The following is a 24,882-nucleotide window of genomic DNA, read 5'->3' as shown; positions in this document are numbered from 1 at the left end:
TCCGCTCCTAGAATGTCGGCATCGGTCCGTCGGCCACGATCAGCGCCGCACCGGTAGCCTCCCGCACCTGGGCAAGCGTAACGCCTTCGGCAATCTCGACAAGATGCAGCCCGTCCGGTTTGACATCGCAAACCGCCATGTCGGTGTAGATCCGGTGGACGCAGCCCACCGCTGTCAGCGGCAGGGTGCAACGCTCGAGGATCTTCGGGTTTCCGTGCTTGTCGGTGTGTGTTGTCAGTACCCCGACCCGTTTGGCCTTTTGCGCCAGCTCAATCGCGCCGCCGACACCGGCAGCGAACTTGCCCGGAATGATCCAGTTGGCGAGGTCACCATTGGCTGCCACTTCGAATGCGCCAAGCAGGGTCAGGTCAAGCCGCCCTCCCCTTACCAGCGCGAATGACACCGCGCTGTCGAAGAACGAGCCGCCCGGCGCACAGGTGACGTAACCGCCACCGGCATCGATCAGGTTGCGGTTGGCCTGCCCGGCTGCGGCCAGCCCGCCAACCCCGGCTATGCCGTTTTCCGAATGCAGGCAGACCGGGCAATCGGCGGCGACAAAGTTCATCACCTGCGTCGGCAGTCCGATCCCGAGATTGACGGTCATGCCCGGCATGATGTCGAGGGCCGCGCGGGCCAGCATTCTGTCCTTAGCGTTCGACGACACCATACACCTCCGTCAGTTCTGCGAGAGCAACCAGGTGATCGACAAACGGCGCAGGCGTGTGCACGGAATCGGGCTCGATGCTGCCGATCGGCACAATGGTTTCGGCCTCGGCGATGGTGCATTCCGCCGCCATCGCCATCAGCGGATTGAAATTGCGTGCCGTCGCCTCATAGACAAGGTTGCCGCCCAAATCGGCGCGGGCTGCATGCACCAGCGCAAAATCGGCCTCGATCGCCGGTTCGAACAGGTAGGTGTGACCGTCGACCTCAACCCGCTGTTTGCCCTCGGCAAGCAATGTTCCCATGCCGATGTCGGAGACAAAGCCCTTCAGGCCCGCACCGGCAGTGCGGATGCGTTCGGCCAGGATGCCCTGGGCGACAAACTCGACCTCAAGCTCGCCGGCATTCATCATCCGGATGGCATTGCTGTTGAGACCGATGTGACTGGTAATCAGGCGCTGGACCATTCCCGCGGCAAGCAGCCGGTCGACACCCATGTCGGCTTCATTGGCATCGTTCTTGATGATGGTGAGGTTTTTCGGGCCCTGCCGGACCAGTTCCTCGATCAGAAGGAACGGCGTTCCGGGAACACCAAAACCGCCGATCATGATGCGCGCACCGTCGGGAATTTGCGCTACCGCATCGGCCATGGCGGTGGATTTGTCCAGCACCGGCATCACCTTGTCACCGGCAGGTTCATTTCAGCGGCCATCACATCCAGGCAATCGGTCAGGGTGAGGATGATTTCATTGATCTGCGCAGGCGTGATGATCAGCGGCGGACAGACCAGGAAATGATCACCCTCCAGCCCGCCGCGGGTGCGGCGCGAATAGATGATCAGGCCGCGCTCATAGGCCAGATCGACCAGCCGGTTATAGGCGTTGAGCCCCTTGGGCAGCGGCGTCATGGTTTCGCGGTCCGAGACAAGCTCGAAAGCCAGCAAAAGCCCCTTGCCGCGGACATCGCCGATAAACGGATAGCGGTCCATCAACCCGGTCAGTTCCGCCTTCAGCAGACGGCCCATGCATCTGGCATTGTCGACCAGCTTGAGCCGGTCCATTTCTTCCAGCACCGCGCAACCGGAAGCACAGGCGAGTGGATTGCCGGCATAGGTGAAGCCATGCATGAAACCGCCGGCGTCGAGTACCTTGTCGACGATATGGTTCTGCGCCACCATCGCGCCGAGCGGCGAATAGCCCGCGGCAAAGCCCTTCGACAGCGCGACGATATCCGGGATGACGCCCCAGTGCTCGGAAGCGACAAACTTGCCCGTGCGCCCTGCCCCGGTCATCACCTCGTCATAGATCAGCAGGATGCCGAACTCGTCGCAGATTTCGCGAATGCGGCCGTAATAGCTGTCGGGCGCAACCAGCGCGCCGGTGGAAGCCCCGCCGACCGGCTCCATGATGAAGGCGAGAACGGTGTCAGGTCCCTGCGCGATGATCTCGTCGCGCAGCATGTCGGCATATTTGATGCCGCGGTCTTCGTCGGAAAGATTATCGCGGTCGAGATAGCACAGCGGCGCCGGCACCTTCGGCATTTGCCGGAACATCGGCTCGAACGGCTTGGTCAGCGGATCGTAGCCGGTCAGTGCCACGGCCCCGAGCGTGCCGCCGTGATAGGAGGGAAATCGCGAGATCACCTTCCAGCGGCTTGCCTCCCCGATCGCCAGCGCATATTGCCGCGCCAGCTTGATGGTGCTTTCCACCGCTTCTGAACCGCCCGAGACAAAAAACACCCGGTCAAGACCTTCCGGCATCCGCTCGGCGGTCATGCGTGCCAGTTTTTCCGCCGCCTCGTTCTGGAAATGCAGCCGGTAGCCGAAGGTGGCTTTGTCCATCTGCGCTTTCATGGCCGCCAGCACATTGGCGTTGGAATGGCCGATATTGGACACCATCGCCCCGCTCGAGCCATCGAGATAGCGTTTTCCCGTGGTGTCGTAGAGATAGATGCCCTCGGCCCGGTCGAGCATCGGCCGGGTCAGGCGGGACTGGTAGAAAAGATTGGATTTCAGATCTGCGCCGCTGGTCTTCACGTTAATGCTGTCCTTTGAGGTGTTTGCGGAGGAAGTTCTGCGTGCGTTCATTGGCCGGGTTCTTGAAGATCACCTCCGGCGGGCCTTCCTCGACGACGACGCCCTGATCCATGAACAGCACCCGGTCACAGACATCCTGGGCAAAGCCCATCTCGTGGGTGACGATGATCATGGTCATGTGCTCTTCGGCCAGCTGCTTCATCACCAGGTTGACCTCCTCGACCAGTTCGGGGTCGAGCGCCGAGGTGGCTTCATCAAACAGCATCACCTTGGGCTTCATCGCCAGCGCGCGGGCAATCGCCACACGCTGCTTCTGGCCGCCCGAGAGCTGCGAGGGATAATAGTCGATCCGGTCGAGAAGCCCCACCTTGTTCAACTGCTCTTCGGCCAGTTTGTCGGCTTCAGTCCTGGAGATGCCTTTGAGCATTTTCGGCGCCAGCGTGATGTTCTCGCGCACCGTCAGGTGCGGGAACAGGTTGAAGTGCTGGAACACCATGCCGATGTTCTGGCGCACGCTGTTGATGTGGGTCTCGTACTGGCGCGGCGGCAGCGCCTTGTTGACCTGGGTGTCCTCGAGCCAGACCTCGCCCGAGGTCAGCGGATCGAGATCGTTTATGGCGCGCAACAGCGTCGACTTGCCCGAGCCGCTGGGGCCGATGATCGCAACGATCTGGCCGGTCTGCACCTGCAGGCTGATATCCTTGAGCACTTCCAGCGAGCCGTAGCTCTTGGCGGCGTGCCGGATGTCGATGATCGGTCTGTCGGTCATTTCTGTCTCCCTGCCGGCCTTAACGGGCGAGCTCGATGCGGCGCTCGATGCGGCGCAATCCGGCCTCCAGGCCAAGGTTGATGACGTAGTAGCAGGCGGCCGCCGCGACATAGAATTCGAACGGCCGGAAGGTCCTGGAGATCGCCATCTGCGAAGACAGCGTCAGTTCGGCCACGCCGATCACCGAGACCAGGGCCGAATCCTTCAGGAGCGCAATCATGTTGTTGCCGATCGGCGGCACCACCGAGCGCACGGCCTGCGGCACGACCACCTTGCGCAAGGTCTGCATCTGGCTCAGCCCGAGAGTGCGCGCCCCTTCGTATTGTCCCTTGTCGACCGCCAGGATACCGGCCTGGATGATGTCGGAATTGTAGACCGCGAAATGCAGCCCCAGCCCGATGACACCGGCGACAAAGGCCGGAAGGTCGATGCCGATCTGGATCAGTCCGAAATAGATCAGGAACAGCTGCAAAAGCAGCGGCGTTCCCATGAACAGCCAGGCAAACAGCCGGAACGGGGTGCGGATCACCAGCGGCGCATAAAGCGCGATGACCGCAAAGACGATGCCGCCGAAAAAGCTCAGCACCGCCGCCGACAGCGTGATCGCAATGGTCCACAGCGCGCCCATGAAAAGCGCTCCGGCAAAGGCTGGAACAACCGAAAAATCAAGCCCCATGACGGCCTCCGGTGATCGGGAAAATTCCGGTCATTTGAGCGCCGCCCGCCTGTCGAGCCAGGAAACGCCCAGGCCAGTGACATAGATGATCACCATGTAGATGGACCCGGCGAGAAAGAACATCTCGAACGGCTTGTAGGTTGAACCGATGTAGCGCTGCGCGGTGTAGGTCAGCTCCACCACCGAGATCGCGGCGACCAGTGCGGTCCCCTTGATCAGCGCGTTGATGTTGACGCCGAGCGGCCGGATCATCAGCCGCATCGCCTGCGGCAGGATCACCGAGCGGAAGGTCTCGAACCGGCTCAGCCCCAGGGTGCGCGCCGCCTCGTTCTGCCCCCGGTCGACGGAGATGATGGCGCCGCGCATGGTTTCGGTCATGTAGGCGCCGATATTGAAGCCAAGCGCCAGCACACCGGCCTCGAACGCATCGAGCTGGATGCCGACCTGCGGGCCGCCAAAGTAGAGAATGAAGATCTGGATCAGCGCCGGGGTGCCGCGGATGAGGCTGACATAGGTGGCGCCGATGAAGCGCAGCACCGGCGAGCGTGACAGCCGCGCCGCAGCCCCCAGCGCACCGCAGCTCAAGCCGAGCAAGCCGGAAAGAACCGACAACTGGATGGTGACCCAGGCCGCTTCAATGAAAAACGGGAAAACGCGAATGATCAGGCCAGTGTCCAAAACGTCCCCTTCCCGTTTCAGTGATGATCTTTGCGCTCAAGCAGCGGCAAGGCCCGGATTTCCTTGACCAGCTCGACCGTGGCGTTGATGGCAGCGTCCAGAAACAGCTTGCCGTTTTCAGCCGTCGCCACGGTCGGATCGCCCATGGTGCCGTCAGCCGAGACCGAGGACCACCAGCGCATCAGCATGGCCGAACCGCCGCCGCCGGCCAGATCGAGATTGAAGAACTTGCTGCCCGGATTGTGGGCGATCTGCTTTGTTGCCTTGGAGAGGTCAACGAGATCTGGATGCAGGTACAGGTACATCGCCGCCTCGAACTCGCCGGCATGCGCGATCCCGCCGAGTTCCGATTTGCGGATGGCGTTGATCTCTTTCGAACACAGGTTCCAGTAGGACGCCGACACGCACAGAACCTCGGATTGAATGACGGTCTTGCGCGCCGCCAGGTCCAGGATCGGGTGGTTGGAGCCATGCGAGTTGAGCAGCAGGATGCGGCGGAAGCCGTGATGGGCCAGCGATTTGGTCACATCGGTGATGAAGGAAATCAGCGTTTCCGGCTCGATCCAGATGACGCCCGGAAAATCCTTGTGGTGTTCGTTGAAGCCGTAGGGGATCGGTGGCATCACCAGAATGTCTTCCGGCGCCAGCTTCGCAGCCCCTTCCGCCACCGCCATGCCCAGCACCGTGTCGGTGTCGAGCGGCATGTGATTGCCGTGATCCTCTGTCGCCGAGACCGAGAGGATGACCACCCGGTCCTTGTCCGCATCGCGAACTTCTTCGACTGTAAGCTGACCGTAACTGGTCTTCATCGCAACGTTTCCTCGCAAGCTGCTAACGGCACAGGCTGGCCCTGCGCCCGGTCATGTCCGGGCACAGGGTGTGATCAGGTTCAGCGAATGTCGCCGCCGACCCACTTGTTGGCGATTTCAACATACGTGCCGTCCGCCTGCAGCGCATCGAGCGCCTTCTGCATCTCGGCCTTGAGTTCCGGGTTGCCCTGGCGGATGGCAATGCCGGCACCGACCGCTTCGGTTTCCAGATCATTGATCGCAACCAGATCGCGGCCGCTTTCCTTGGCGGCCAGGATGACGGCGACGGAATCGGCGATGATGGCGTCAACACGGCCATTTTCCAGCTCAAGCAGCAGTTCCGGCAGTCCCTTGTAGGTCTTGACCGTGTAGCCCTGCTCGCGCGCCCACTGCTCGTGGGTCTCGCCCAGCGTCACGCCGACTGTGACATCGCCCAGCTGCTTGACGCTGGTGATCGGAGATCCGGCCTTGGTGAAGATCGCCCGCTTGGTCGTGTAGTAAGGACCAACGAAATCGACGACCTTGGCGCGCTCCTCGGTGATCGACATCGAGCCGACGATGGCATCGTACTTGTTGGCGAGAAGTCCGCCGATGATGCCGTCCCAGGCCGTGGTGACGATCTCGGCTTCGAGCCCCATGCGCTTGGCGATCTCCGCACCGATCGCCGCGTCGAAGCCGACCACTTCGTTCTGCTCGTTGACGAAGTTGAACGGAGGATATGCACCGCTCATGGCGATGCGCATGACACCCTTTTCCTTGATTGTCTCAAGCTCGTCCGCGGCAACGCTGCCTGCAGACATGAAGGCAATGGTCCCGGCGGCAACGACGGTCCCTATGATTCTGGCAAAAGCGTTCATATCGCTCCCCTTTTGGTTCATTGGATGGCCGGACTGCGGTACCGCGCACCCCGAAAACCGCGTGTGCTGCATCAGCCCTGGCCAATTTTCTCGCATGGCGGTTTACTATGGATCAAACAAATAATATCAATCCAGACTATAGATTGGATTTATGATGCAGCCCTACGAACAACGATTTCCCTGGAACCTCGACTGGAACCTGCTCAGGACATTCATGATCGTGGTCGACCAGAAAGGCCTGACCCGTGCGGCGGATTATCTGGGAGTGACGCAACCCACGATCTCCAGTGCGCTCAAGCGCCTGGAAACGACTGTCGGCGTATCCCTGGTGGATCGCCGCCCGGGCAATTTCGCATTAACCGAATCCGGCGAGCTGCTCTACCAGGAGTGCAACACCATGTTCGGCGTGGTCTCACAGATCCCCGGGCTCCTGAACAAGGCCAAGCACCACATCAGCGGCCACATCAACATCGTCATGACCAGCCATGTCGTCTCCGAACACCTCGACAGCGTGCTGCACGATTTCAATTCCGAAAACCCCGATGTGACCTATTCGATCTCGATTGCCGAAAGCTCGGAAGTGCTCAACAGGCTGCGCCAGAACAGGGCCACGATGGGCATCTGCCTGATGCGTGATCCCGACCCGATGCTTTCGGCCAGGCCATTGTACCGGGAACGGTTTGCGCTTTACTGCGGCCCGCGTCACCGGCTGTTTGGCAAAACCCAGATCAAGCTGGCCGAACTCAAGGGCGAGAATTCGGTCTCGTTTCAGACCGAGGTCGAATCTGGCCCGTTGTTCCTGCTGGCGCAACTGCGCGAACGCGCGCTGCTCAATCCGGTCGTCAAGGGCATCTCCGCAAACCTGCCGGAGGTGCGCCGCATGATCGTCGCCGGAATCGGAGTGGGCGCGCTGCCGGTCCATGTCGCCAGTCGCGATGTCGATGCGGGCCTGCTGTGGCCGTTGCCGCCCTATTCCGGCCTGCCCGTCGCCGACATTCATTTTGTCACCAACCCGCGCCGCAGCATGAACCCGGCCGAACGCGTTCTTGTTGCCGCGATCGAGAAGCTGATCGAGACAACGCCCATCGCCGAGCGCACCTACCCATAGAAGCCGGATGAAGAGTTTCGAAAAGCGGCAACAGAGGCAGCCAACCGGGCACGCCGGGCGGCGCACACCAACGCCCAGAGCCACACAAAACCACAAATTCAAGCAATACGGGATGTATTTTCCGGAAAACAGCGACCTTACGCCGCAACACGGAAACATATCAGCAGTATTGCAAAGAGATTTTTTAACGCTGGCGCCGGTTGGAATCCACGATTTTCCGATGCGTCCGATGACTACTTGTTCTGTATTGTTGAGCTTAGGTGTTTGCGCCATACAATTTTAGGGTTACCTTGTATGCATCGAATGACTGATTCAGGTCATTCACAAGGCTATTTGACTTCGGATTTTTCAATGGGCGCGCAGGAAAAAACGGTTTTCGAGTTCATCGAGCGGGTCGACAATCACATTTCGATTGATCACCTTCTTGATGACCTTTTGCAGGTTGTCGGCGATTTCGGCATCGAACACATGATCTACACCGGCCTTCCGGTCGGCAACAATTCCATCGACCCGCTGGTCAAGACCAACCGGTTTCCGCAAGAATGGTGGAACCGTTACGTCGAGCTCGACTACGCCAAGAAAGATGCCGTCTGCCAGCAGGTGTATTCCACCATGTCGCCCTTTGTCTGGCACGACGTGCAGCCGGGCTTTACCTCGCGTGACGGCGCCGCACGGATTGCCGGCGAAGCCGCCGAGCACGGCCTGGTCGATGGCTATATCGTGCCGGTTTTCTCGCGCGATGAATGGCTTTCGGCGATCTCCTTCGCCGCCCCGAAAAGGCTGATACTGAGCCAGAAGGAGCGTGGCGCTCTCAACCTGATGGCGATCTACACCTCCTCCGCCATTGAACGGCGCCAGCAAAAGCGGCCGGCGCGCGGCAAACTGAGCACCCGCGAGCGCGAGGTGCTGCTGTGGACCTCGGCCGGCAAGTCCTGCTGGGATGTCTCGGTCATCCTCGGCATCAGCGAGAAAACGGTGCGCTATCACACCGCCCAGATCCGCACCAAGCTCAACGCTACCAACACGACACACGCTGTCGTACGCGCACTTCAACAAGGTGAGATCACCCTTGGTCAACTGGCGGAATCGCTAGGCGACTTTCACTAACCCAGACGCTTAGTCTTTTTTCTCTGCAACCGAAGGGGGAGAAAGATGATCGAAGCTCATGTTGTCAACGCCCAGAACAGACATCTCTATGAAAGCGAGTTTGAGGAATTTCTCAGGCGCCGCCACGATTATTACGCCGTGGCCAATCGCTGGGTCCCGATCAGCGACGACGGCCTGGAACTCGACCCTTTCGATACAGCCCAGGCCACCTATCTGCTCGGGATGCTGGAGGGCCGCGTGGTCACCTCGGCCCGGCTGATGCCGACGACCATTCCGAACCTTGTGTCCGAAAGGTTCCCGCACATGTGCGACAACATCGGTCTTCCGTGCAGTCCCGAATGGGCCGACTGGACCCGCACCTATGTTCTTCCCGAATACCGCGGCGTCGGCGCCACCGGAATTCTCGGACAGATGTTCTGCGCGGTGATGGAATACTGCCTTGATGAAGGGATCACCCACACCGGCGGCGTGCTGCAGCAGTTCCTGATCAAGCGCTGGCTTGACCTGGGGTGGAAGGTCATTCCCGCCGGCCTGCCACGCATCCTTTCGGGCGACTGGTGCCTGGTCGCCTATGTCGAGGTCACCGAAACAGCACTGAAAAAGGGCCGCGCCCACGCCTCCATCGACCGCCCCTTGCTGGTCCGCAACGGCACGCAATTGCCATTCATCAAGCCATCGCAACACCCTGCAATCGAGGCTGTTACATGAGCGACAAGCCGGCAAGCATTGATCAGACAGTCACGCTGTTGAAAATCCAGGCCCTTCTGGCGGGCGCGCATGAACTCACGCGCCAGACCGGCAAGGCTCAATCGCGCGCGGACACGAAGTTCCTGTCCTACCTGATCAAGATGGCACGCATGGAAGTCGAAGCCTGCTTTGAAACGCCGGAGTCCGAGCAACGCAAATCCCAGAACCGCGACGACATGGACCGCATGTGACCCGGAATGCGCCGCGTGACCTCCCAATCGCGCGGCGCGGTTAGCCGGTTTTCATAACAATTAACTATCTGCCGGTTTTCACATTTCTTTAAACCCATGCTGCTAGCTTGCTGGTGCGAGACCCCTCTCAGGGGAAGCATGATGCACTCTCGCCCGCCAGTTCGATCACATCAGATCCAGGCATGTTGGAATACCGGTTCAGACCGCGCTTGCATGTCACCGCCTGCCCTTGCCGGGGCGCGCCCCATCCCTGCGCTGGTCTACATCAACAATCTGTGTGTTATCGCGTTAGGAGTTCACCGTGGCTGCCCAGAAATCAGACAAGACCAATACTCAGAGCAACAAAGGCGACACGATGGGTTTGATTTCGAAAGTTCTCGGCGTCGCCGCCATCACGCTTGGCGCGTTGTTTTTCGCTGCCATGTTCGATGTCGGACACATGGGCCTGATCCACACACTCGCAGGCTCCGCCATCGTTCTGGTGCCGCTGTTCGCGCTCATGTCCATCGCCGCGATGTTCATGTCGCCCAAATCCGGCGCCGACCTTGATGAACTTTCGGCCCAGGTCGCCGCGCTGAACGAATTCAAATCGAAGATCACCTCCCAGATCCTCACCTTGCAGAACAACCTGGATGCAATGAGCAGCCAGGACATCGAAACTCTCAAGGCGCACAACAAGGAACTGCAGGAACAGCTCGACGCCTACCAGCAGGCCGAGCGCGAAAAGATGGATATCGAGGTCGACTCGCTGCGCAAGCGCAACGAGGAACTCGAGGCCCAGATCAAGCAGTGGGCGCTTGATACCATCACCAAGAACGTTTCCGGCCAGGCTCCCAAGACGGCAAAAGCCGCCTGATCGGGGCCAACCGGCAGACCGACAATTCAGTTCAAAAGTGTTTCAGCACTTTCCCGCCTCCGGCAGTCAAACCTGCCGGGGGCGGTTTCATTTGAAGGGGCACGGCTTCGGCAGATGGCAAAATTGCCGGATGCAGCCATTCAATCGAGCAACAGGTCCTCGACGATCAGCGACAGCAGCTGCGCGCGGCCGCTGACACCAACCTTTCGGTATATGGCATTGCATTGGGACTTGATGGTTCCCTCAGACGTTCCGCGCAGCTCGGCGATCTCCCGGATCGAAAACCCCTTGATCACCAGCCAGGCGACATCGAGCTCGGCCCTTGTCAGCGCCCATCGCTCGAATTTTTCATTCACCACCATGGCGAAGGCGCCCGATGCCGAGCGCAGGGCCTCCTCGGCATGCATCTGGCTGCGGCGCGCCTGCACGACCGACCGCATGCCCAGGACCGATCCGATCACCAGCCCGAGGCTTGCCGATATCTCGAGCGCTTCCCGCAACTGCCAACTCGCGCCGGTTCGCTGCAGGCCGAGAATTGACATCGCCAGGCTCACCACGAATGCTCCCGCGCACAAGACCTGAATTGCGACGAAGAACCAGAGGAAGAGGTTGGATTGTTTCAATGCTTCATTCTCATTCGGCCCGGGCGTGACTGCTGACGAAAGGTGGCGGCAAATTCTCCATGATCAGGACTAGCCACCAGGTCCGCCAGGCCCGCTCGGTCCGCCTGCAGGCCCGCCTGGCCCGGCTGGTCCGGCCGGGCCACCAGGCCCAGCCAGCCCGCCGGGACGGCCACGATCGGCACCGCCACGTCTCGGATCTCTCAGGATTTTTCGAGAGGCCCCGCCGCCCGTTTCCGCCGGGCCAGGCTCGACCCTTGTCCAGTTGTCCTGCAGGATCTGGTTCGATCCGCGGGAAATCAGAATCTCGCGCTCATACAGACCATTGGAAACATTGACGACGATCCGTCCGAGCCAGGTATAGCGTTTGGACAACACGACGAACCCCTGCTCCTCGAGCAGCTCCGAGAACCCGGGGCTCAGCGTTTGCGCCTGCAAGGGGCCTGCGAGCGTCAGCGTAAATATGGCCATGTAAAGCAAGGACCGGTTCATATCAGTTCTCTCTTCCCGATCGCAGGCGCCGGATCAGGCATTGTCACAACTCGCCCGTCCATACACGATAGGAATGCGACAAAACAACGTCCTGTGGCATCCATGAAGCGGATACCTGCAAAGGATTTACCGTTCGCGCGTCATCATGTGCGTACTGGTAGAGCGAATAGGCGTTCGAAAGCAGTTGACTGGCAATCATGCTGCTGGGGAACAGCAGGACCACCGCAAGCTGCAGATAGGCAGGGTTCAAAAGTCGCAACATTGTTCATTTCCTGTCTGGGAAAGCCAGGCCGGCATTCCGGTGTAAGGGGCCCAGGTGCCGAAGTGTGGGGCTTCGCCACCTGGGTAAAACCTGTTCAGATAAGGGCGTGCCGAAGCACATCCGCGTTCGCGATCAACTCACGCGCAACCATGCAGACCGGGAAGAACAGGCCCATGGCAAACTGCATCTGGGCCGGGTTCGGAAATCGCAACATTGTTCTCTTCCTTTCTCGATACCCCGGAACAGCGTTCCGGGGCACAGGAACCAGATACCGAAGCATCGTGTGGGGCATAAGCTCCGGCACCTGGTGCCGTTTCGTTCAAATACAGACGTCAGGAACGGCCACCAGGGCCTTCACCACCGGGGCCTTCACCACCAGGGCCTTCGCCACCGCGGCCACCAGGTCCGCCGCGGCCGCCTTCCTGGCCAATGCCAAGGCCGACCGGACTGCCCTTCGACGGTTCGAAACCGGCCTCCGCCATCTCGGCAGCAGCCTGGACGTTCAGGCTGCGCGCGGCTTGCTGCAACGCTCTTGCTTCCGCGGCATGGGCGGCAAGAACCTCCTGCCGGTCTTCAGCCCCCAACCCTTCAACTGCCGAACCGATTTCGGCACGAAAGTTTTCCAGGCTCGACCGGAATGCATCGATGGATGTCTGGAGCGTCTCACTGAACACGAAGCCGCCATCAACCTGCTGGGCGCGGGAGGCCATTGGCGTGGACATGATGAACACGCCGGAAAGCAGAGCCGAAAGAGTTGTTTTTCTGAACATTGGCAAAATTTCCTTCTCGGTTGGCCGGCAGGCAAACAACGTTGTGTTCGCCAGTCCGGTGAGAAAGAAATGTCGCAACCCGCCCGGCCAAACCATCTGCCAAAGGTTGATTTGGCGGTTTTCAAACCCGGGTTCGAGGGCCATGAACCTGAGTTATACGCCGCCGCAAGGCTCGAATGGCGACCTGCGGCTGCTCAGCCCAGATCGACAGGGATACCGGTTTCCAGCGACGTTGCTGCCGCATCGGCGATCAGCTGCGCGGCAAGGCCGTCGCGAATGCCCGGTGATGGCACGGTCCCCGCTGTCAGGCACTCGATGAAATGCATCATTTCGGCGCGGTAGGCCCCGGCATAGCGCTCGAGGAAGAAATGCTGCGCCGGAGCCGCGCAAACCCCCGCACCGGTGGCGATCTCGACATTGTTCTCGGGCACATTGTTGGCCTTGAGCAGACCGAGCGATCCATGCACTTCGGCGCGCTGGTCGTAGCCATAGGTGGCGCGGCGCGAATTGGAAATCTGGCAGATCCGGCCCGACGCCGTGGTCAGCACCGCCACGGCGGTATCGACATCGCCGGCCTCGCCGATGGCCGGATCGACCAGCGCCGAACCGGTGGCAAAGACGCGGACGATGTCCTCGCCCAGCAGAAACCGCGCCATGTCGAAATCATGGATCATCATGTCACGGAACAGCCCGCCTGAACTTTTGATATAGGCGACCGGCGGCGGTGACGGGTCGCGCGACAGGATGGTGACCAGTTCGACATCGCCGATCTCGCCTGCGGCAATGCGGGCCTGGAGGCCGGCGAAGCCAGGATCGAAGCGGCGGTTGAAGCCGGTGAGGAACGGTACGCCCGCGGCCTCAACGGTTTTGATGCACTCGCGAATCCGGTCAGCCGACATGTCGACGGGCTTTTCGCAGAAGATCGCCTTGCCAGCCTTGGCGCTCGACTGAATCAGGTCGAAATGCGTGTCGGTCGGTGTGCCGATCACCACCGCGTCGATACCAGGGCTCGTGATCATCTCCCCGGCTGTCATCACCGTCGCGCCGGTTTTCGAGGCAAGCGCATTGGCCGCATCGGGGAAGGCGTCAGCGACAGCGGCGACGCGCGCGGTTGCGATGTGCTGCAGGCTGCCGGCGTGAACCTGGCCAATGCGGCCGCAACCCAGAATACCGATATTGAGCATGCCTCAGGCTTTCCTTGCTGGTGCGCCGAAGGCGCGGATGATGGTGCGGGCGGCAGCCATCACCGGATCGTGGGTTTCCTTCAGGATCGTCACCCGGTCAAACCGGTCCGGATCGCGGTTGACCGCCTCGCGCAGGGCGGCGCCAAAGGCCATCCTGAGCTCGGTGCCGATATTGAACTTGCAGATACTCGACCCGGTGGCAAGCGCCGTGCGCTGCGCCAACGGAACGCCGGAACCGCCATGGATGACCAGCGGCACAGTCGTCAGCGCTTCGATGGCGCGAATCCGAGGCTCGTCGAGCCCGCCTTGCTTGTCCTCTTGCAGATGCACATTGCCGACCGAGATCGCCATGGCATCAACGCCGGTCTCGCGGGCGAATTTTGCGGCTTCCTCGGGATCGGTCCCGGCCGAATTCTCGCCACCGGAATAGCCGACAAAGCCGATCTCGCCCTCGCACGAGATGCCCGCCTTGTGCGCCATCTCGGCGATCGCCGCAGTCTCCTCGATGTTCTGCGAAAGCTCCTTGCGCGAGCCGTCGAACATCAGCGAGGTGAAACCGCTGTCGAGCGCTTCTTTGCACTCGTCATACGTATAGCCGTGGTCAAGATGAGCGACGACCGGCACGCCGGCATTTTCCGCAAGGTGGCGAAACATCTTGCCCAGCACCGGCAACGGTGTGTGCGCCCGGCAGGAAGGCCCGGCCTGCAGGATCACCGGTGCGCCCTCTGCTTCGGCGGCGGCCACATAGGCGCGCATGTCCTCCCAGCCGAGTGTGACAAGACCGGCAACCGCATATCCACCCTTCAGGGCAGGCTGCAAGACTTCGGCAAGCGTGGCGATGCTCATTTGAACTTTGCCACCATATCCTTGATGCCCGGGATGGTCTCGATCTGGTAGGCATGGGTGGGTTGGAAATATTGCACCAGCGAGCGCTGGCTGAGACCGCCGAGAATGGTGAAATAATACATCTCGTAGCCAGGCAGCACGCAGCACGGGTGGTAGCCCTTGTCGAGGCAGATCGTCGAGCCGTCAACGATGTGATAGGCGTTGCCCGGCTTGTTGTCCTCACGCTGCAGCATCTGCACGCCGGAGCCGTAATTCGGCCGGAAGCGGAAATTGTAGGTCTCGTCGTGACGGGTCTCGTCGGGCAGACGGTCGGTGTCGTGCTTGTGGCTCGGGAACCCCGACCAGCCGCCCTGCCCGACCGTGAACAGCTCGCTCACCAGCAGACGCCCGACCTTGCCGTGATGCTTTTGGCCAAGAATATGCTTGATCTTGCGGTGGGTCTTGGTGTCGTCCGAGCCGTACTGCACGAGGTCGAGCCCGTCGGCGCGCACATCGAACGGCTCAAGCACCTTGTCGTATTTCGCGCCAGCAATGAAGGTCTCGGTCTGGTCCGAAACGCAGACAATCGTCACCTTGGCGCCGACCGGAACATAAACCCCCTCCGGCTCGCCGTCCCAGACATCGACGCCGCGATTGCCGAGCTTGGCATAGGAAACGCCCTCGACATTGACATCGACTGTGCCGGTGGCAGGCACGATACAGGTTTCGTAGCCGGGCACCTGGTACTCGAACGCCTCGCCCTTTTTCAGCTTGACGATGTTGAAGTAATTGAGCGGAACACAGGCGTTGTCGACATCGACGATCGGCTTGTTCTCATTGTTGTAGGGCGCGATATGCATGGTTCTGGTCCTTTCAGACAATAGGGGCTCAGACAGGCGTCGGGCCGGGATGGGTGGTGAGGAAGGCCTCGAGTTCGTCAGGTGTCGGCATGGCAGGCGCACAGCCGGGCCGGGAGACGACGATGGAGGCACAGGCCGAGCCGCGCAGCACCGCGTCCTCTAGCTCCCGGCCTTCCGAAAGCGATGCCAGCAGGCCAGCCATGAAACTGTCACCCGCGCCGGTGGGCTTGAGCGCCTTGACCGGGTAGATCCCGGTGCGCAGTTCGCGACCATTTGCGAACGCCACGGCTCCATCCGGCCCCATCTTGTAGATGACGATGCCGGCGCTGGAATTGGCGAGCTCGCGTGCCTTGGCCAGTCCCTTGTCGATACCGCCGGCCATGAAGCCAAATTCCTCGTCATTTCCGACAATCACGTCGGCCATGGCGCCGGCACGCGACAAGACCTCTTCGGCCACTTGCGCAGACGGCCAGGAATAGGGCCGGTAATCGACATCGAAGATGATCGGCAGGCCCGCGGCGCGCGCCAGCTCGAAAGCCCGGAACGTGGCCGAGCGCGAGGGCTCGGCGGCAAACACGGTGCCGGCTGTGATCAGCGCGCCGTAGCTCCTGTAATCGACCGCCTCGACATCGGCGATGTCCATCTGGAAATCGGCGGCATTGTTTCGGTAGATGACGCTCTGATGCTCCTCCACCCGGGTTTCGTAGACGGCAAGCGAGGTGCGGCATTCACCGCTGATCGCATGCACATGGGTGCGGTCGACGCCGTAGTGATCAAGCTGGTTCAGGCAATACCAGCCAACCGCGTCATCCGAAACCTTGGTTACCAGCGCCGCCTTGCAGCCCAGCTTGACGAGGCCGGCGGCAATGTTGGCGCTTGAACCGCCCATCGCCACCATCATCGAACTCGCATCCCGGGTGCGGGTCCCGGCAGGATCGGGCGACAGGTCCATTCCGACGCGGCCGATGACCAGGAAGTTGCGCGCCTTGATGCCATCAAGAACGCTCATCTCGGGCTCCCGGAAGTCCGGACTGCGCATGTGGGCAAGACGGTGCAGTTCATCTTAGACACCCTTGCGCTGTTTGACGCGGGTGGCTTCCTGCTCTTCATGCGCGGCCTTCACCTTGGGATTTGTGGTCACGTGCGGCGTGCCCACTTCCCACCAGGCATGGCCTTCCGTGGTCCAGCCGTCATAGGCATCGACCTTCATGACGATGACATGGGTCTTTGCGCTCGCCTTGGCACGCTTGAACGCTTCACCCAGTTCGGCAGGATTGGACACGGTCTCGGCAATCGCCCCCATCGACGCCGCATGGGCCTCGAAATCCACCGCGAAGGGCTCAGCCACCGTCGGGCAATCGGCGATCAGATTGTTGAAGCTCTCGTTGCCGGTGTTGTTCTGCAGCTTGTTGATGACGGCGAAACCGCCATTGTCGAGCACCAGAATGATCAGCTTCTTGCCCGACAGCACCGAGGAATAGATGTCGGAATTCATCAACAGGTATGCGCCGTCGCCGACGAACACGATGGTGTCCTTGTCCGGTTCGCGCTCGGACTGCGCAATCCGCGCGCCCCAGCCGCCTGCGATCTCGTAGCCCATGCAGGAGAAGCCGAACTCGACATCGACCGTGCCGAGCGACAGTGTGCGCCAGTTGGCAGTCACTTCCGCCGGGAGCCCGCCGGCGGCGGTGACCACCCGGTCACGCGGATCGCACAGCGCGTTGACCACGCCGATCGCCTGCGCATAGGAATTGGGCCGGTTGCCCGGCGCGACGTTGCCCTCGACGTAGGCATTCCAGGCCTTGCGCTGCTCTTGCGCAAACCCGGTCCAGTTCGAAGCCGCGCTGTAGCCACCAAGCGCCGCACCCAGAGCCGCAATCCCGAGTTTCGCGTCGCCCACCACCGGCAGCGACAGGTGCTTGCCGGCATCATGCCGGGCGGCGTTGAGCGAGACGATGCGGGCGGATTTGTCAAACGCGGTCCAGGACCCGGTGGTAAAATCCTGCATCCGTGTGCCGACCGCCAGAATCACATCCGCCTTTTCGGCAACCGCATTGGCGCTGTCCGAGCCGGTGACACCGACCGGGCCGATGTTGAGCGGATGCGTATCGAGCAGATTGGCCCGCCCGGCGATGGTCTCGATCACCGGGATCCGGTGCGCCTCGGCAAAGGCTGTCAGTTCCGCCGTGGCGCGCGAATACTGCACGCCGCCCCCGGCGATGATCACCGGCCGCCTGGCGGACTTGATCAGCATCGCAGCGTCGGCAATTTCATCCGCATCGGGCGCCTGCCGTCGGATGCGGTGCACCTTCCTGGCAAACAGCTCCACCGGATAATCATAGGCCCAGCCCTGCACATCCTGCGGCAAGCCCAGGAACGCGGGGCCGCAATCGGCCGGGTCAAGCATTGTGGCGATTGCCGCAGGCAGCGACTGGATGATCTGCGCCGGATGGGTGATCCTGTCCCAGAACCGGCTCACCGCCTTGAAGGCATCATTCACCCCGAGTGTCGGATTGCCGTAATGCTCCAGCTGCTGCAGCACCGGGTCGGGCAGACGGGTGATGAAGATGTCGCCGCACAGCATCAGCATCGGCAAGCGGTTGGCATGTGCAAGCGCCGCAGACGTCAGCAGGTTCGCTGTCCCCGGCCCGGCCGACGCGGTGCAGAACATGAAGCGCTGGCGGAGCCACTGTTTCGAATAGGCCGCAGCGGCAAAGCCCATGCTCTGCTCGTTCTGGCCGCGATAGAGCGGCAGCACATCGCGATGGCCATACAGCGCTTCACCCAGGCAGGTGACGTTGCCGTGACCAAAGATGCCGAAGCCGCCGCCGCACAGCCGCATTTCCTCGCCATCGATCTCGATAAACTGGTTGGCGAGATACTTGATAATCGCCTGCGCTGTCGTCAGCCGAACGGTCTCGTCACTCATGAGCGCTGTAACCTCCCGATATCAGTGGCAGATTCTCCGGATTGTTTCCGGTTCCCAAAATGCCGCTTGCGAAACTTGGATTCCGAAGATACAAAATTTGCAACCGGTTGCAAACTGAATTTCAATATGGACCCGATTATGCGTGAAATTGGCGTTGGCATTGTTGGCGGCGGCTATATGGGAAAGGCCCATGCGGTGGCGATGGCGGCTGTCGGCGCGGTGTTTGACACTGCCCTGCGGCCACGCCTTGAAATGGTCTCCGCCGGTTCACCGCAATCCGCCGAGCGCTACCGCGCCGCCTACGGCTTCCACCGTGCGGCGCGCGACTGGCAGGAACTGGTCGCCGACCCCAAGGTCGAGGCCATTATCATCGCCTCGCCGCAAGCCACCCATCGCGCCATTGCCGAAGCCGCCTTCGCGCTCGGCAAGCCGGTGCTGTGTGAAAAACCGATGGGCGCAACGCTGGAAGACAGCCGCGCCATGGTCGAAGCGGCGGAGAAAGGCACTGCCGCCAACATGGTCGGCTTCAACTATATCCGCACGCCTGCCAGCCAGTTCGCCCGGCAATTGATCGCCGAAGGTGCCATCGGCGAGATCACCTGGTTTCGCGGCGAACACACCGAGGATTTCCTCGCCGACCCGCAAACGCCTGCCAGCTGGCGCACCACGGGTGACGCCAACGGCACCATGGGCGACCTCGCCCCGCACATGATCAACGCGGCGCTGGCTCTCGTCGGCCCGGTCACATCGCTGATTGCCGAGATCGAGACCGTTCACGCCACCCGCCCCGGCGGAACCGTCAGCAATGACGACCAGGGCCAGATGATGTGCCGCTTTGCCAATGGCGCCATGGGACAGATGCATTTCAGCCGCATCGCGACAGGCCGCAAGATGGGCTACGCCTACGAAATCACCGGCACGAAAGGCGCGATCCGGTTTGACCAGGAAGACCAGAACGCGCTGTGGCTCTACAAGATGGACGAGCCGGAAGCCACGCGCGGTTTTACCAAGATCCTCACCGGCCCGTCCCATCCAGATTATCTGCCGTTCTGCCAGGGCCCCGGCCACGGCACCGGTTACCAGGACCAGATCATCATCGAGGCGCGGGATTTCCTTCGCGCCATCGAAACCGGCGAACCGGTCTGGCCAAGCTTCCGCGACGGGCTCGCGGTCAATGAAGTCGTGGCGGCGGCATTTGCCTCGTCACGCAGCAAAACCTGGCAATCCATCGACAACACAAAGCAGGCGTGAAAGCAGCAAACCATGACAATTCAAATCGGCAATGCGCCCTGCTCCTGGGGTGTGGAATTCGCAAACGACCCGCGCAACCCGGCCTGGCAGACGGTGCTGAAACAATGCGCGGAAGCCGGCTACACCGGCATCGAGCTCGGCCCGGTTGGCTTCATGCCGGAAGACCCGGCAATCCTCGCCGAGGCGCTTGATCAAAACGGACTGGAACTGATCGGCGGCGTGGTGTTTCGCGCCTTCCACGATGCCAACCAGTGGGACGACGTGATGGATGGCGCGGTGCGTACCTGCAAGGCACTGGTGGCCCACGGCGCACAGCACCTTGTGCTGATCGATTCGATCTCGCCGCGCCGCGCCCCCACCGCCGGACGCGCCAGCGAGGCCGAACAGATGGACAAGGCCGAATGGACGGCGTTCCGTGACCGCATCGCCACCGTGGCCAAACTCGGTGCCGAGGAATACGGCCTCACCGTCGGCATGCACGCCCATGCCGCGGGCTTCATCGATTTCGAACCCGAACTCGAACGGCTGCTTGACGAGGTCGACGAGAAAATTCTCAAGATCTGCTTCGACACCGGCCACCATTCCTATGCCGGGTTCGATCCCGTGGCCTTCATGAAGCGCCATATCAACCGGATTTCCTATATGCATTTCAAGGACATCGACCCGAAGGTGAAGGCGGCAGCGATTGCCAGCCGCACCGGCTTCTACGATGCCTGCGGCCAGGGCATTTTCTGCAATCTCGGCGATGGCGACGTCGACTTTCCGGCCGTGCGGCAGATCCTCATCGACAACGGCTTTGAAGGCTGGTGCACGGTGGAGCAGGATTGCGATCCGCTGCTCGACCCCGATCCGGTGGGCGACGCCAGGGCCAACCGCGCCTATCTGCAATCCATCGGTTTTTAAGCGGGAATCACGACATGACAAAACTCAAATGGGGAATGATCGGTGGCGGCGAAGGCAGCCAGATCGGACCGGCCCACCGCTTGGGCGCCGGCCTTGACGGCGAATTCGAATTCACCGCCGGCGCACTCGACCACCGCCCCGATGCGGGCCGTGACTATGGTCAGCGGCTGGGTTTGGCAGCGGACCGCGCCTATGGCGACTGGCGCGAGATGCTTGAGGGCGAACGCAACCGCCCCGATCGTGTCGATCTGGTCACGGTGGCCACCCCCAACGCCACCCACTACGAGATCACCAAGGCCTATCTCGATGCCGGTTTTCACGTGCTTTGTGAAAAGCCGATGACCATGACCGTCGAGCAAGGCGAGGACATTGTCCGCACCGCGCGCGCGACCGGGAAAATCTGCGCCGTCAATTACGGCTATTCCGGCTATTCGCTGGTGCGCCACATGAAGGCAATGGTGGCGCGCGGCGATCTCGGCCAGATCCGGCTGGTCAAGGCCGAGTTCGCCCATGGCCACCATGCCGATGCGGCAGATGCCGACAATCCCCGTGTGCGCTGGCGCTATGATCCGGCCCAGGCCGGGGTCTCGGCACAGTTCGCCGATTGCGGCATCCACGCGCTGCACATGGCGAGCTTCGTCACCGGCCAGGAAGTGACAAGACTCTCCGCCGACACCGTCTCCTGCATCGCAAGCCGCGAACTCGAAGACGACGCCATGGTCAATTTCCGTTTGTCAGGCGGCACCGTCGGGCGGCTCTGGACCTCGTCCATCGCCATCGGCCGCCAGCACGGGCTGACGCTGCAGGTGTTTGGCGAAAAAGGTGGGCTCAGATGGGCCCAGGAGCAGCCCAACCAGCTCTACTGGATGCCGCTCGGTGAACGCTTGCAGACAATCGAGCGCGGCGAGGCAGGCCTCTCCCCCGAAGCCGACCGCACCTCCCGCGTCACCATCGGCCACGCCGAGGGCATGCCACTGGCGTTTGCCAACATCTATCACGACCTGGCCGAGGCCATCCGCGCCGAAAAGGACGGCCGCGCCATCGACCCCGCCGCCAATCTCTACCCCCGCGCCGAGGACGGCCTGCGCTCGATGGCCGCGGTCTTCGCGGTGGCGGAATCGGGCAAGGCCGACGGCAGCTGGATCGACGCACGGCCGCCGATGTTCAGGTAGCCGCTGGCGGGACAACAGGCCCGGCACCGGCATCGGCCGGCATGGCGTAGGCGGACAGGAAGATCCGCACCGCCTCATGCGCGTGGGCGTGAAGCTCCGACCGGGAGGGGATCGCGCTGTCGCCCAGCAGCATGGCGGCGTTGGTCGGAGCCCCCATCACCATCCAGTTGAACTGGGTGGCAGCGCCAAACGGATCGCAATCGCGGATCTGGCCGAGCGCCATGTAATGGGCGAGCGCCCGGGCAACCCGCCGGATCGAGACCAGCGGCCCGTTTTCGTAGAGCGAGCGTCCAAGCTCCGGAAACCGCCCGGTTTCGCCGATGACCATGCGGCGCAACTGCATGAGTCGTGGTGTCATGACGACGCTCAATTGGTCAATTGCCACCGCCGTGAGATAGTCCCGCACCGGGCGATCATCGAGCCGGTCTTCGACATTTTCGCCGATTGTTCGTGCCGCACCGCCGGTCATCGCCTCGATCACTTCCAGAAAAAGCACCTCCTTCGACTGGAAATGCGCGTAGACTGTCTGCTTGGAGACAGCTGCTTTTTCCGCAATCGAATCCATGTTTGCGCCGAGAAATCCCGCATGCAGAAACACCTGTTCGGCAGCCGCGAGTATTTTCTCCCGGCTGCGCCGGACGCGTGTCGAAGCACCGTTCACCATGTCCCTGCCCTTGCCGTTTCGAGAGCCGAACCTAGCACTTCCTGTTGACAAATCAAACTGGACTGTCCAGTCTAGTTAATAGGAAAACCGGAGGACATGATGACCGATAGCCAGACACTGGCCTGCGCCTGTGGCCAGGTGAAAATGCGCCTTGCAGGCCCGCCGGTCGCCAGCGTTGAATGCCTGTGCACCAGCTGCCGCGCAGCCGCACAAATTCTCCAAACCCTTCCAGGCTCCCCTCTGATCGTCGACGACAAGGGCGCGACCGCGCTGGTGATACAGCGCAAGGACCGCGTCGAGATAGTCTCCGGCGCACAATCTTTGCGCCAGTTCCGCCTGTCGCCCGGTGCTCCAACGCGGCGCGTCGTCGCCAGCTGCTGCAACACGCCGGTGTTCCTGGAGTTCACCGGCGGCCATTGGCTGAGTTTCTACACCGGGCTCTGGCCGGAGAGAGCGCGGCCGCCGGTTGAAATGCGCACCATGACCGGCGATCTCGAGGACCCCTCCGTCCTGCCCGATGATGTGCCGAACCTGAAGCGGCATTCCTTGCGGTTTTACGCCCTGCTCCTTGGCGCATGGATCAGGATGCGGTTCCGAAACCCGAAATTTTCCGTCGAGGGAGAGCTCAATGTCTGACGCCGATGACCGGATCGAAATCCAAAGCATTACCTCGCCGCACCACGTTCAGCGGGTCAATCGCGCCAGATACATGGCCATGCGCGAGGCGCTGCTCCCGGTTCTGCCGGAGACAGGCCCGGGTGTCACCGTGGCCGAAGCGAAAGCCGCGCTGCTGGAACATCTCTCGCCCGAACTCTTCCCCGGCGGAGCAAAGGCCGGCTGGTGGCTCAAGGCCGTCCAGCTCGATCTCGAGGCAAAGGGCGTGATCGCACGCGGCAGCGCCAAACCGGTGCGGCTCTATCGCTGCAGGTAACGTCACTGCGTCGGGGCGACTATGGCCCCGCCCCCTGACGCCGATTGCAAAACCGGTCCATCCGGTCAAAGATGGGCCATGGCCCTTGAAATCGAACGCAAATTCCTCGTCGAGAACGACAGCTGGCGCGACGCTGTCGAGACATCGAGATCCATCGTCCAGGCCTATGTCGCCATCGATGGCGACACCTCGCTGCGGGTGCGCATCTATGACGGCACAAGCGCCTGGCTGGCGGTCAAGGTCGGCGTGTCGGAGATGACCCGGCACGAATTCGAGTATCCCGTCCCGCTGGCCGATGCGCGCGAAATGGCTGACGCCAGCCGCGGGCGGCTGGTCGAGAAAACCCGCCATATCGTCAATGTCGAGGGCTTCGCCTGGGAAGTCGACGTCTATGAGGCCCGGCTTGCAGGCCTCGTCACCGCCGAGGTCGAGATGGGCTCGGAAAGCGACGCCCCGGCCCTGCCCGCCTGGCTCGGGCGCGAAGTCACCGGTGAAGCGGCCTGGTCGAACGCCATGCTGGCCATCAACGGCCTGCCCGCGGATTTCCAACCATGAGCTACCGCATCAGGCCCGGCAAGCCGCTGGAGCGTGAAGTCGTTCGCATCGCAGAAATCCAGTACCGGAGCGCGATCGACATTCTGCGCCGCCAGCCGGACGGTCCCTATCAGGCCATCCACGACGCCCGCAAGCGCTTCAAGCGGCTGCGAGGCCTGCTGCGGCTGATCCGCGGTGCGGCTCCGGAATTTTCAGCCCGGGAGAATGCCCGGCTGCGCGACGTCGCCGCCACGCTGTCGGCGGTGCGCGACGCCACGGCGCTGGTCGAGGCGCTCGACCATCTGCTCGCCTCCGGCGCTGCGGGCGAAAACCGGCCGGCGCTCTCAGCCATCCGCGCCCGTCTGGCAGCACGCCGCGACTGCATCGCCACGGAAGAGACCGATCTCGAAGCCAGGATCACCGTGGCCATCGCCACCTGCCAGGACGGGATCGAAGCGCTTGGCGATCTGCGCCTGCCCCGTAGCCGGCAAAAGGCCGTCGCTGTGCTGGCCAAGGCCACCGCAAGAAACTACGGCAAGGCGGTTTCGGCGCTGGAGACGGCTGTCGAGAGCGGCAATGCGGCCGACTGGCACGACCTGCGCAAGCGCATCAAGTATCACCGCATGCATGTGCAATTGCTGAGCCGTGCCTGGCCCGGCGAAATGGCCCTGCGCGCCGGAATCGCCGACCTCGCCGGCGAGGCGCTGGGCGATGCGCACGATCTCGACGCGCTCAAGACCCTGATCGCCACCGACCCGGACACCATCGGCGACGAAGCCGAAATCGCGGTCTTGCGCGTCTGCATGATTACACGTTCGACCCGCCTGCACGATGAGGTCCGCAAGACCGTCAGCAACCTGCTCAGGGACGCCCCGGACGTGCTCGAAGCCCGCATTGCGGCATTGTGGCGGGATGCGGCGGGGTAAATGGGAGAACCTTGTCGCGCAGACCCGATAGCCGTGCGGGCGGAGATGTTTTGGGTGGATGGC

30 protein-coding genes are annotated in these 24,882 nt (G+C 61.9%); 12 read left to right on the top strand and 18 right to left on the bottom strand.

Features of this window, described 5'->3' with window-relative positions; genetic code table 11:
- Positions 1-7: 7 nt before the first annotated feature.
- The 8 genes from WNY80_RS02690 to WNY80_RS02655 form a co-directional block, all read right to left on the bottom strand.
- The gene (locus WNY80_RS02690; RefSeq protein ID WP_342885796.1) at positions 8-664 is read right to left on the bottom strand and encodes a 3-oxoacid CoA-transferase subunit B; all 657 of its coding nucleotides are present in this window, start codon (positions 662-664) and stop codon (positions 8-10) included.
- On the bottom strand, positions 648-1,340 hold the full coding sequence (locus WNY80_RS02685; protein ID WP_342885795.1) for a CoA transferase subunit A: 693 nt from the start codon (positions 1,338-1,340) through the stop codon (positions 648-650). Before WNY80_RS02685 ends, WNY80_RS02690 begins: the two co-directional genes overlap by 17 nt.
- Positions 1,340-2,635, bottom strand: coding sequence for an aspartate aminotransferase family protein (locus WNY80_RS02680; protein ID WP_342886294.1), 1,296 nt, complete (start codon positions 2,633-2,635; stop codon positions 1,340-1,342). Before WNY80_RS02680 ends, WNY80_RS02685 begins: the two co-directional genes overlap by 1 nt.
- 64 nt (positions 2,636-2,699) lie before the next feature.
- Positions 2,700-3,467 (bottom strand): amino acid ABC transporter ATP-binding protein, encoded by a 768-nt coding sequence (locus WNY80_RS02675; RefSeq protein WP_342885794.1) that lies wholly within the window; start codon positions 3,465-3,467, stop codon positions 2,700-2,702.
- Between the two features lie 19 nt (positions 3,468-3,486).
- A complete protein-coding gene (locus WNY80_RS02670; protein WP_342885793.1) occupies positions 3,487-4,143 on the bottom strand; it encodes an amino acid ABC transporter permease in 657 nt (218 codons plus the stop codon).
- A gap of 30 nt (positions 4,144-4,173) precedes the next feature.
- Positions 4,174-4,821 (bottom strand): amino acid ABC transporter permease, encoded by a 648-nt coding sequence (locus WNY80_RS02665; RefSeq protein ID WP_342885792.1) that lies wholly within the window; start codon positions 4,819-4,821, stop codon positions 4,174-4,176.
- Positions 4,822-4,838: 17 nt separating this feature from the next.
- Positions 4,839-5,630 carry a creatininase family protein gene (locus WNY80_RS02660; protein ID WP_342885791.1) on the bottom strand — a complete coding sequence of 264 codons (792 nt, stop codon included), beginning with the start codon at positions 5,628-5,630 and terminating at the stop codon, positions 4,839-4,841.
- An 80-nt stretch (positions 5,631-5,710) separates the two neighbouring features.
- Positions 5,711-6,487 carry a transporter substrate-binding domain-containing protein gene (locus tag WNY80_RS02655; RefSeq protein WP_342885790.1) on the bottom strand — a complete coding sequence of 259 codons (777 nt, stop codon included), beginning with the start codon at positions 6,485-6,487 and terminating at the stop codon, positions 5,711-5,713.
- Between the two features lie 154 nt (positions 6,488-6,641).
- Between WNY80_RS02655 and WNY80_RS02650 the strand changes: the two genes are divergently transcribed.
- The 5 genes from WNY80_RS02650 to WNY80_RS02630 all read left to right on the top strand — a co-directional run bounded on the left by WNY80_RS02650 (position 6,642) and on the right by WNY80_RS02630 (position 10,496).
- A complete protein-coding gene (locus tag WNY80_RS02650; RefSeq protein WP_342885789.1) occupies positions 6,642-7,595 on the top strand; it encodes a LysR family transcriptional regulator in 954 nt (317 codons plus the stop codon).
- A 351-nt stretch (positions 7,596-7,946) separates the two neighbouring features.
- Positions 7,947-8,702 (top strand): LuxR family transcriptional regulator, encoded by a 756-nt coding sequence (locus WNY80_RS02645; protein WP_342885788.1) that lies wholly within the window; start codon positions 7,947-7,949, stop codon positions 8,700-8,702.
- Between the two features lie 45 nt (positions 8,703-8,747).
- Positions 8,748-9,410 carry an acyl-homoserine-lactone synthase gene (locus tag WNY80_RS02640; RefSeq protein WP_342885787.1) on the top strand — a complete coding sequence of 221 codons (663 nt, stop codon included), beginning with the start codon at positions 8,748-8,750 and terminating at the stop codon, positions 9,408-9,410.
- Positions 9,407-9,640, top strand: coding sequence for a hypothetical protein (locus WNY80_RS02635; protein ID WP_342885786.1), 234 nt, complete (start codon positions 9,407-9,409; stop codon positions 9,638-9,640). Before WNY80_RS02640 ends, WNY80_RS02635 begins: the two co-directional genes overlap by 4 nt.
- 301 nt (positions 9,641-9,941) lie before the next feature.
- The gene (locus tag WNY80_RS02630; RefSeq protein WP_342885785.1) at positions 9,942-10,496 is read left to right on the top strand and encodes a hypothetical protein; all 555 of its coding nucleotides are present in this window, start codon (positions 9,942-9,944) and stop codon (positions 10,494-10,496) included.
- Positions 10,497-10,636: 140 nt separating this feature from the next.
- Here WNY80_RS02630 and WNY80_RS02625 read toward each other — a convergent pair whose 3' ends face one another.
- The 9 genes from WNY80_RS02625 to iolD form a co-directional block, all read right to left on the bottom strand.
- Positions 10,637-11,119 carry a helix-turn-helix transcriptional regulator gene (locus WNY80_RS02625; RefSeq protein WP_342885784.1) on the bottom strand — a complete coding sequence of 161 codons (483 nt, stop codon included), beginning with the start codon at positions 11,117-11,119 and terminating at the stop codon, positions 10,637-10,639.
- A gap of 69 nt (positions 11,120-11,188) precedes the next feature.
- Positions 11,189-11,608 (bottom strand): hypothetical protein, encoded by a 420-nt coding sequence (locus WNY80_RS02620; RefSeq protein ID WP_342885783.1) that lies wholly within the window; start codon positions 11,606-11,608, stop codon positions 11,189-11,191.
- 43 nt (positions 11,609-11,651) lie between these two features.
- Positions 11,652-11,870, bottom strand: a complete 219-nt coding sequence (locus WNY80_RS02615) for a hypothetical protein (RefSeq protein ID WP_342885782.1) — start codon at positions 11,868-11,870, stop codon at positions 11,652-11,654.
- Between the two features lie 332 nt (positions 11,871-12,202).
- Entirely contained in the window at positions 12,203-12,640 is a 438-nt protein-coding gene (locus WNY80_RS02610) for a hypothetical protein (RefSeq protein ID WP_342885781.1), read from the bottom strand.
- A 194-nt stretch (positions 12,641-12,834) separates the two neighbouring features.
- Positions 12,835-13,824, bottom strand: coding sequence for an inositol 2-dehydrogenase (iolG, locus tag WNY80_RS02605; RefSeq protein ID WP_342885780.1), 990 nt, complete (start codon positions 13,822-13,824; stop codon positions 12,835-12,837).
- A 3-nt stretch (positions 13,825-13,827) separates the two neighbouring features.
- A complete protein-coding gene (locus WNY80_RS02600) occupies positions 13,828-14,670 on the bottom strand; it encodes a class II fructose-bisphosphate aldolase (protein WP_342885779.1) in 843 nt (280 codons plus the stop codon).
- Positions 14,667-15,509, bottom strand: coding sequence for a 5-deoxy-glucuronate isomerase (locus tag WNY80_RS02595; RefSeq protein ID WP_342885778.1), 843 nt, complete (start codon positions 15,507-15,509; stop codon positions 14,667-14,669). The genes WNY80_RS02600 and WNY80_RS02595 overlap by 4 nt, the downstream gene beginning before the upstream one ends.
- Before the next feature lie 28 nt (positions 15,510-15,537).
- Positions 15,538-16,518: a 5-dehydro-2-deoxygluconokinase gene (iolC, locus tag WNY80_RS02590; protein WP_342885777.1), complete on the bottom strand. Its 981-nt coding sequence runs from the start codon at positions 16,516-16,518 to the stop codon at positions 15,538-15,540.
- Between the two features lie 54 nt (positions 16,519-16,572).
- Positions 16,573-18,438: a 3D-(3,5/4)-trihydroxycyclohexane-1,2-dione acylhydrolase (decyclizing) gene (gene iolD / locus WNY80_RS02585; protein WP_342885776.1), complete on the bottom strand. Its 1,866-nt coding sequence runs from the start codon at positions 18,436-18,438 to the stop codon at positions 16,573-16,575.
- 138 nt (positions 18,439-18,576) lie between these two features.
- Between iolD and WNY80_RS02580 the strand changes: the two genes are divergently transcribed.
- From WNY80_RS02580 to WNY80_RS02570, 3 genes are read left to right on the top strand one after another with little or no spacing between them, the layout of a single operon-like run.
- Entirely contained in the window at positions 18,577-19,689 is a 1,113-nt protein-coding gene (locus WNY80_RS02580) for a Gfo/Idh/MocA family oxidoreductase (RefSeq protein ID WP_342885775.1), read from the top strand.
- A gap of 12 nt (positions 19,690-19,701) precedes the next feature.
- On the top strand, positions 19,702-20,592 hold the full coding sequence (locus WNY80_RS02575) for a TIM barrel protein (protein ID WP_342885774.1): 891 nt from the start codon (positions 19,702-19,704) through the stop codon (positions 20,590-20,592).
- Between the two features lie 14 nt (positions 20,593-20,606).
- Positions 20,607-21,764 carry a Gfo/Idh/MocA family oxidoreductase gene (locus tag WNY80_RS02570; RefSeq protein ID WP_342885773.1) on the top strand — a complete coding sequence of 386 codons (1,158 nt, stop codon included), beginning with the start codon at positions 20,607-20,609 and terminating at the stop codon, positions 21,762-21,764.
- Here WNY80_RS02570 and WNY80_RS02565 read toward each other — a convergent pair.
- Positions 21,757-22,428 (bottom strand): TetR/AcrR family transcriptional regulator, encoded by a 672-nt coding sequence (locus tag WNY80_RS02565; RefSeq protein WP_342885772.1) that lies wholly within the window; start codon positions 22,426-22,428, stop codon positions 21,757-21,759. The two genes, WNY80_RS02570 and WNY80_RS02565, sit on opposite strands and share 8 nt — an antisense overlap.
- Positions 22,429-22,524: 96 nt before the next feature.
- Between WNY80_RS02565 and WNY80_RS02560 the strand changes: the two genes are divergently transcribed.
- The 4 genes from WNY80_RS02560 (at position 22,525) to WNY80_RS02545 (ending at position 24,819) form a co-directional block, all read left to right on the top strand.
- On the top strand, positions 22,525-23,064 hold the full coding sequence (locus WNY80_RS02560) for a DUF6151 family protein (protein WP_342885771.1): 540 nt from the start codon (positions 22,525-22,527) through the stop codon (positions 23,062-23,064).
- On the top strand, positions 23,057-23,359 hold the full coding sequence (locus WNY80_RS02555; protein ID WP_342885770.1) for a hypothetical protein: 303 nt from the start codon (positions 23,057-23,059) through the stop codon (positions 23,357-23,359). Before WNY80_RS02560 ends, WNY80_RS02555 begins: the two co-directional genes overlap by 8 nt.
- Positions 23,360-23,437: 78 nt before the next feature.
- Positions 23,438-23,914: a CYTH domain-containing protein gene (locus tag WNY80_RS02550; protein ID WP_342885769.1), complete on the top strand. Its 477-nt coding sequence runs from the start codon at positions 23,438-23,440 to the stop codon at positions 23,912-23,914.
- The gene (locus WNY80_RS02545; protein WP_342885768.1) at positions 23,911-24,819 is read left to right on the top strand and encodes a CHAD domain-containing protein; all 909 of its coding nucleotides are present in this window, start codon (positions 23,911-23,913) and stop codon (positions 24,817-24,819) included. The genes WNY80_RS02550 and WNY80_RS02545 overlap by 4 nt, the downstream gene beginning before the upstream one ends.
- The last annotated feature ends 63 nt before the right edge of the window (positions 24,820-24,882 follow it).

It is taken from the genome of Hoeflea sp. AS16 (genome assembly GCF_038900095.1).
Taxonomy (GTDB): Bacteria; Pseudomonadota; Alphaproteobacteria; order Rhizobiales; family Rhizobiaceae; genus Hoeflea.
Note: the sequence above shows the minus strand (reverse complement) of the source record. Positions and strands in the feature narration are given on the sequence as shown.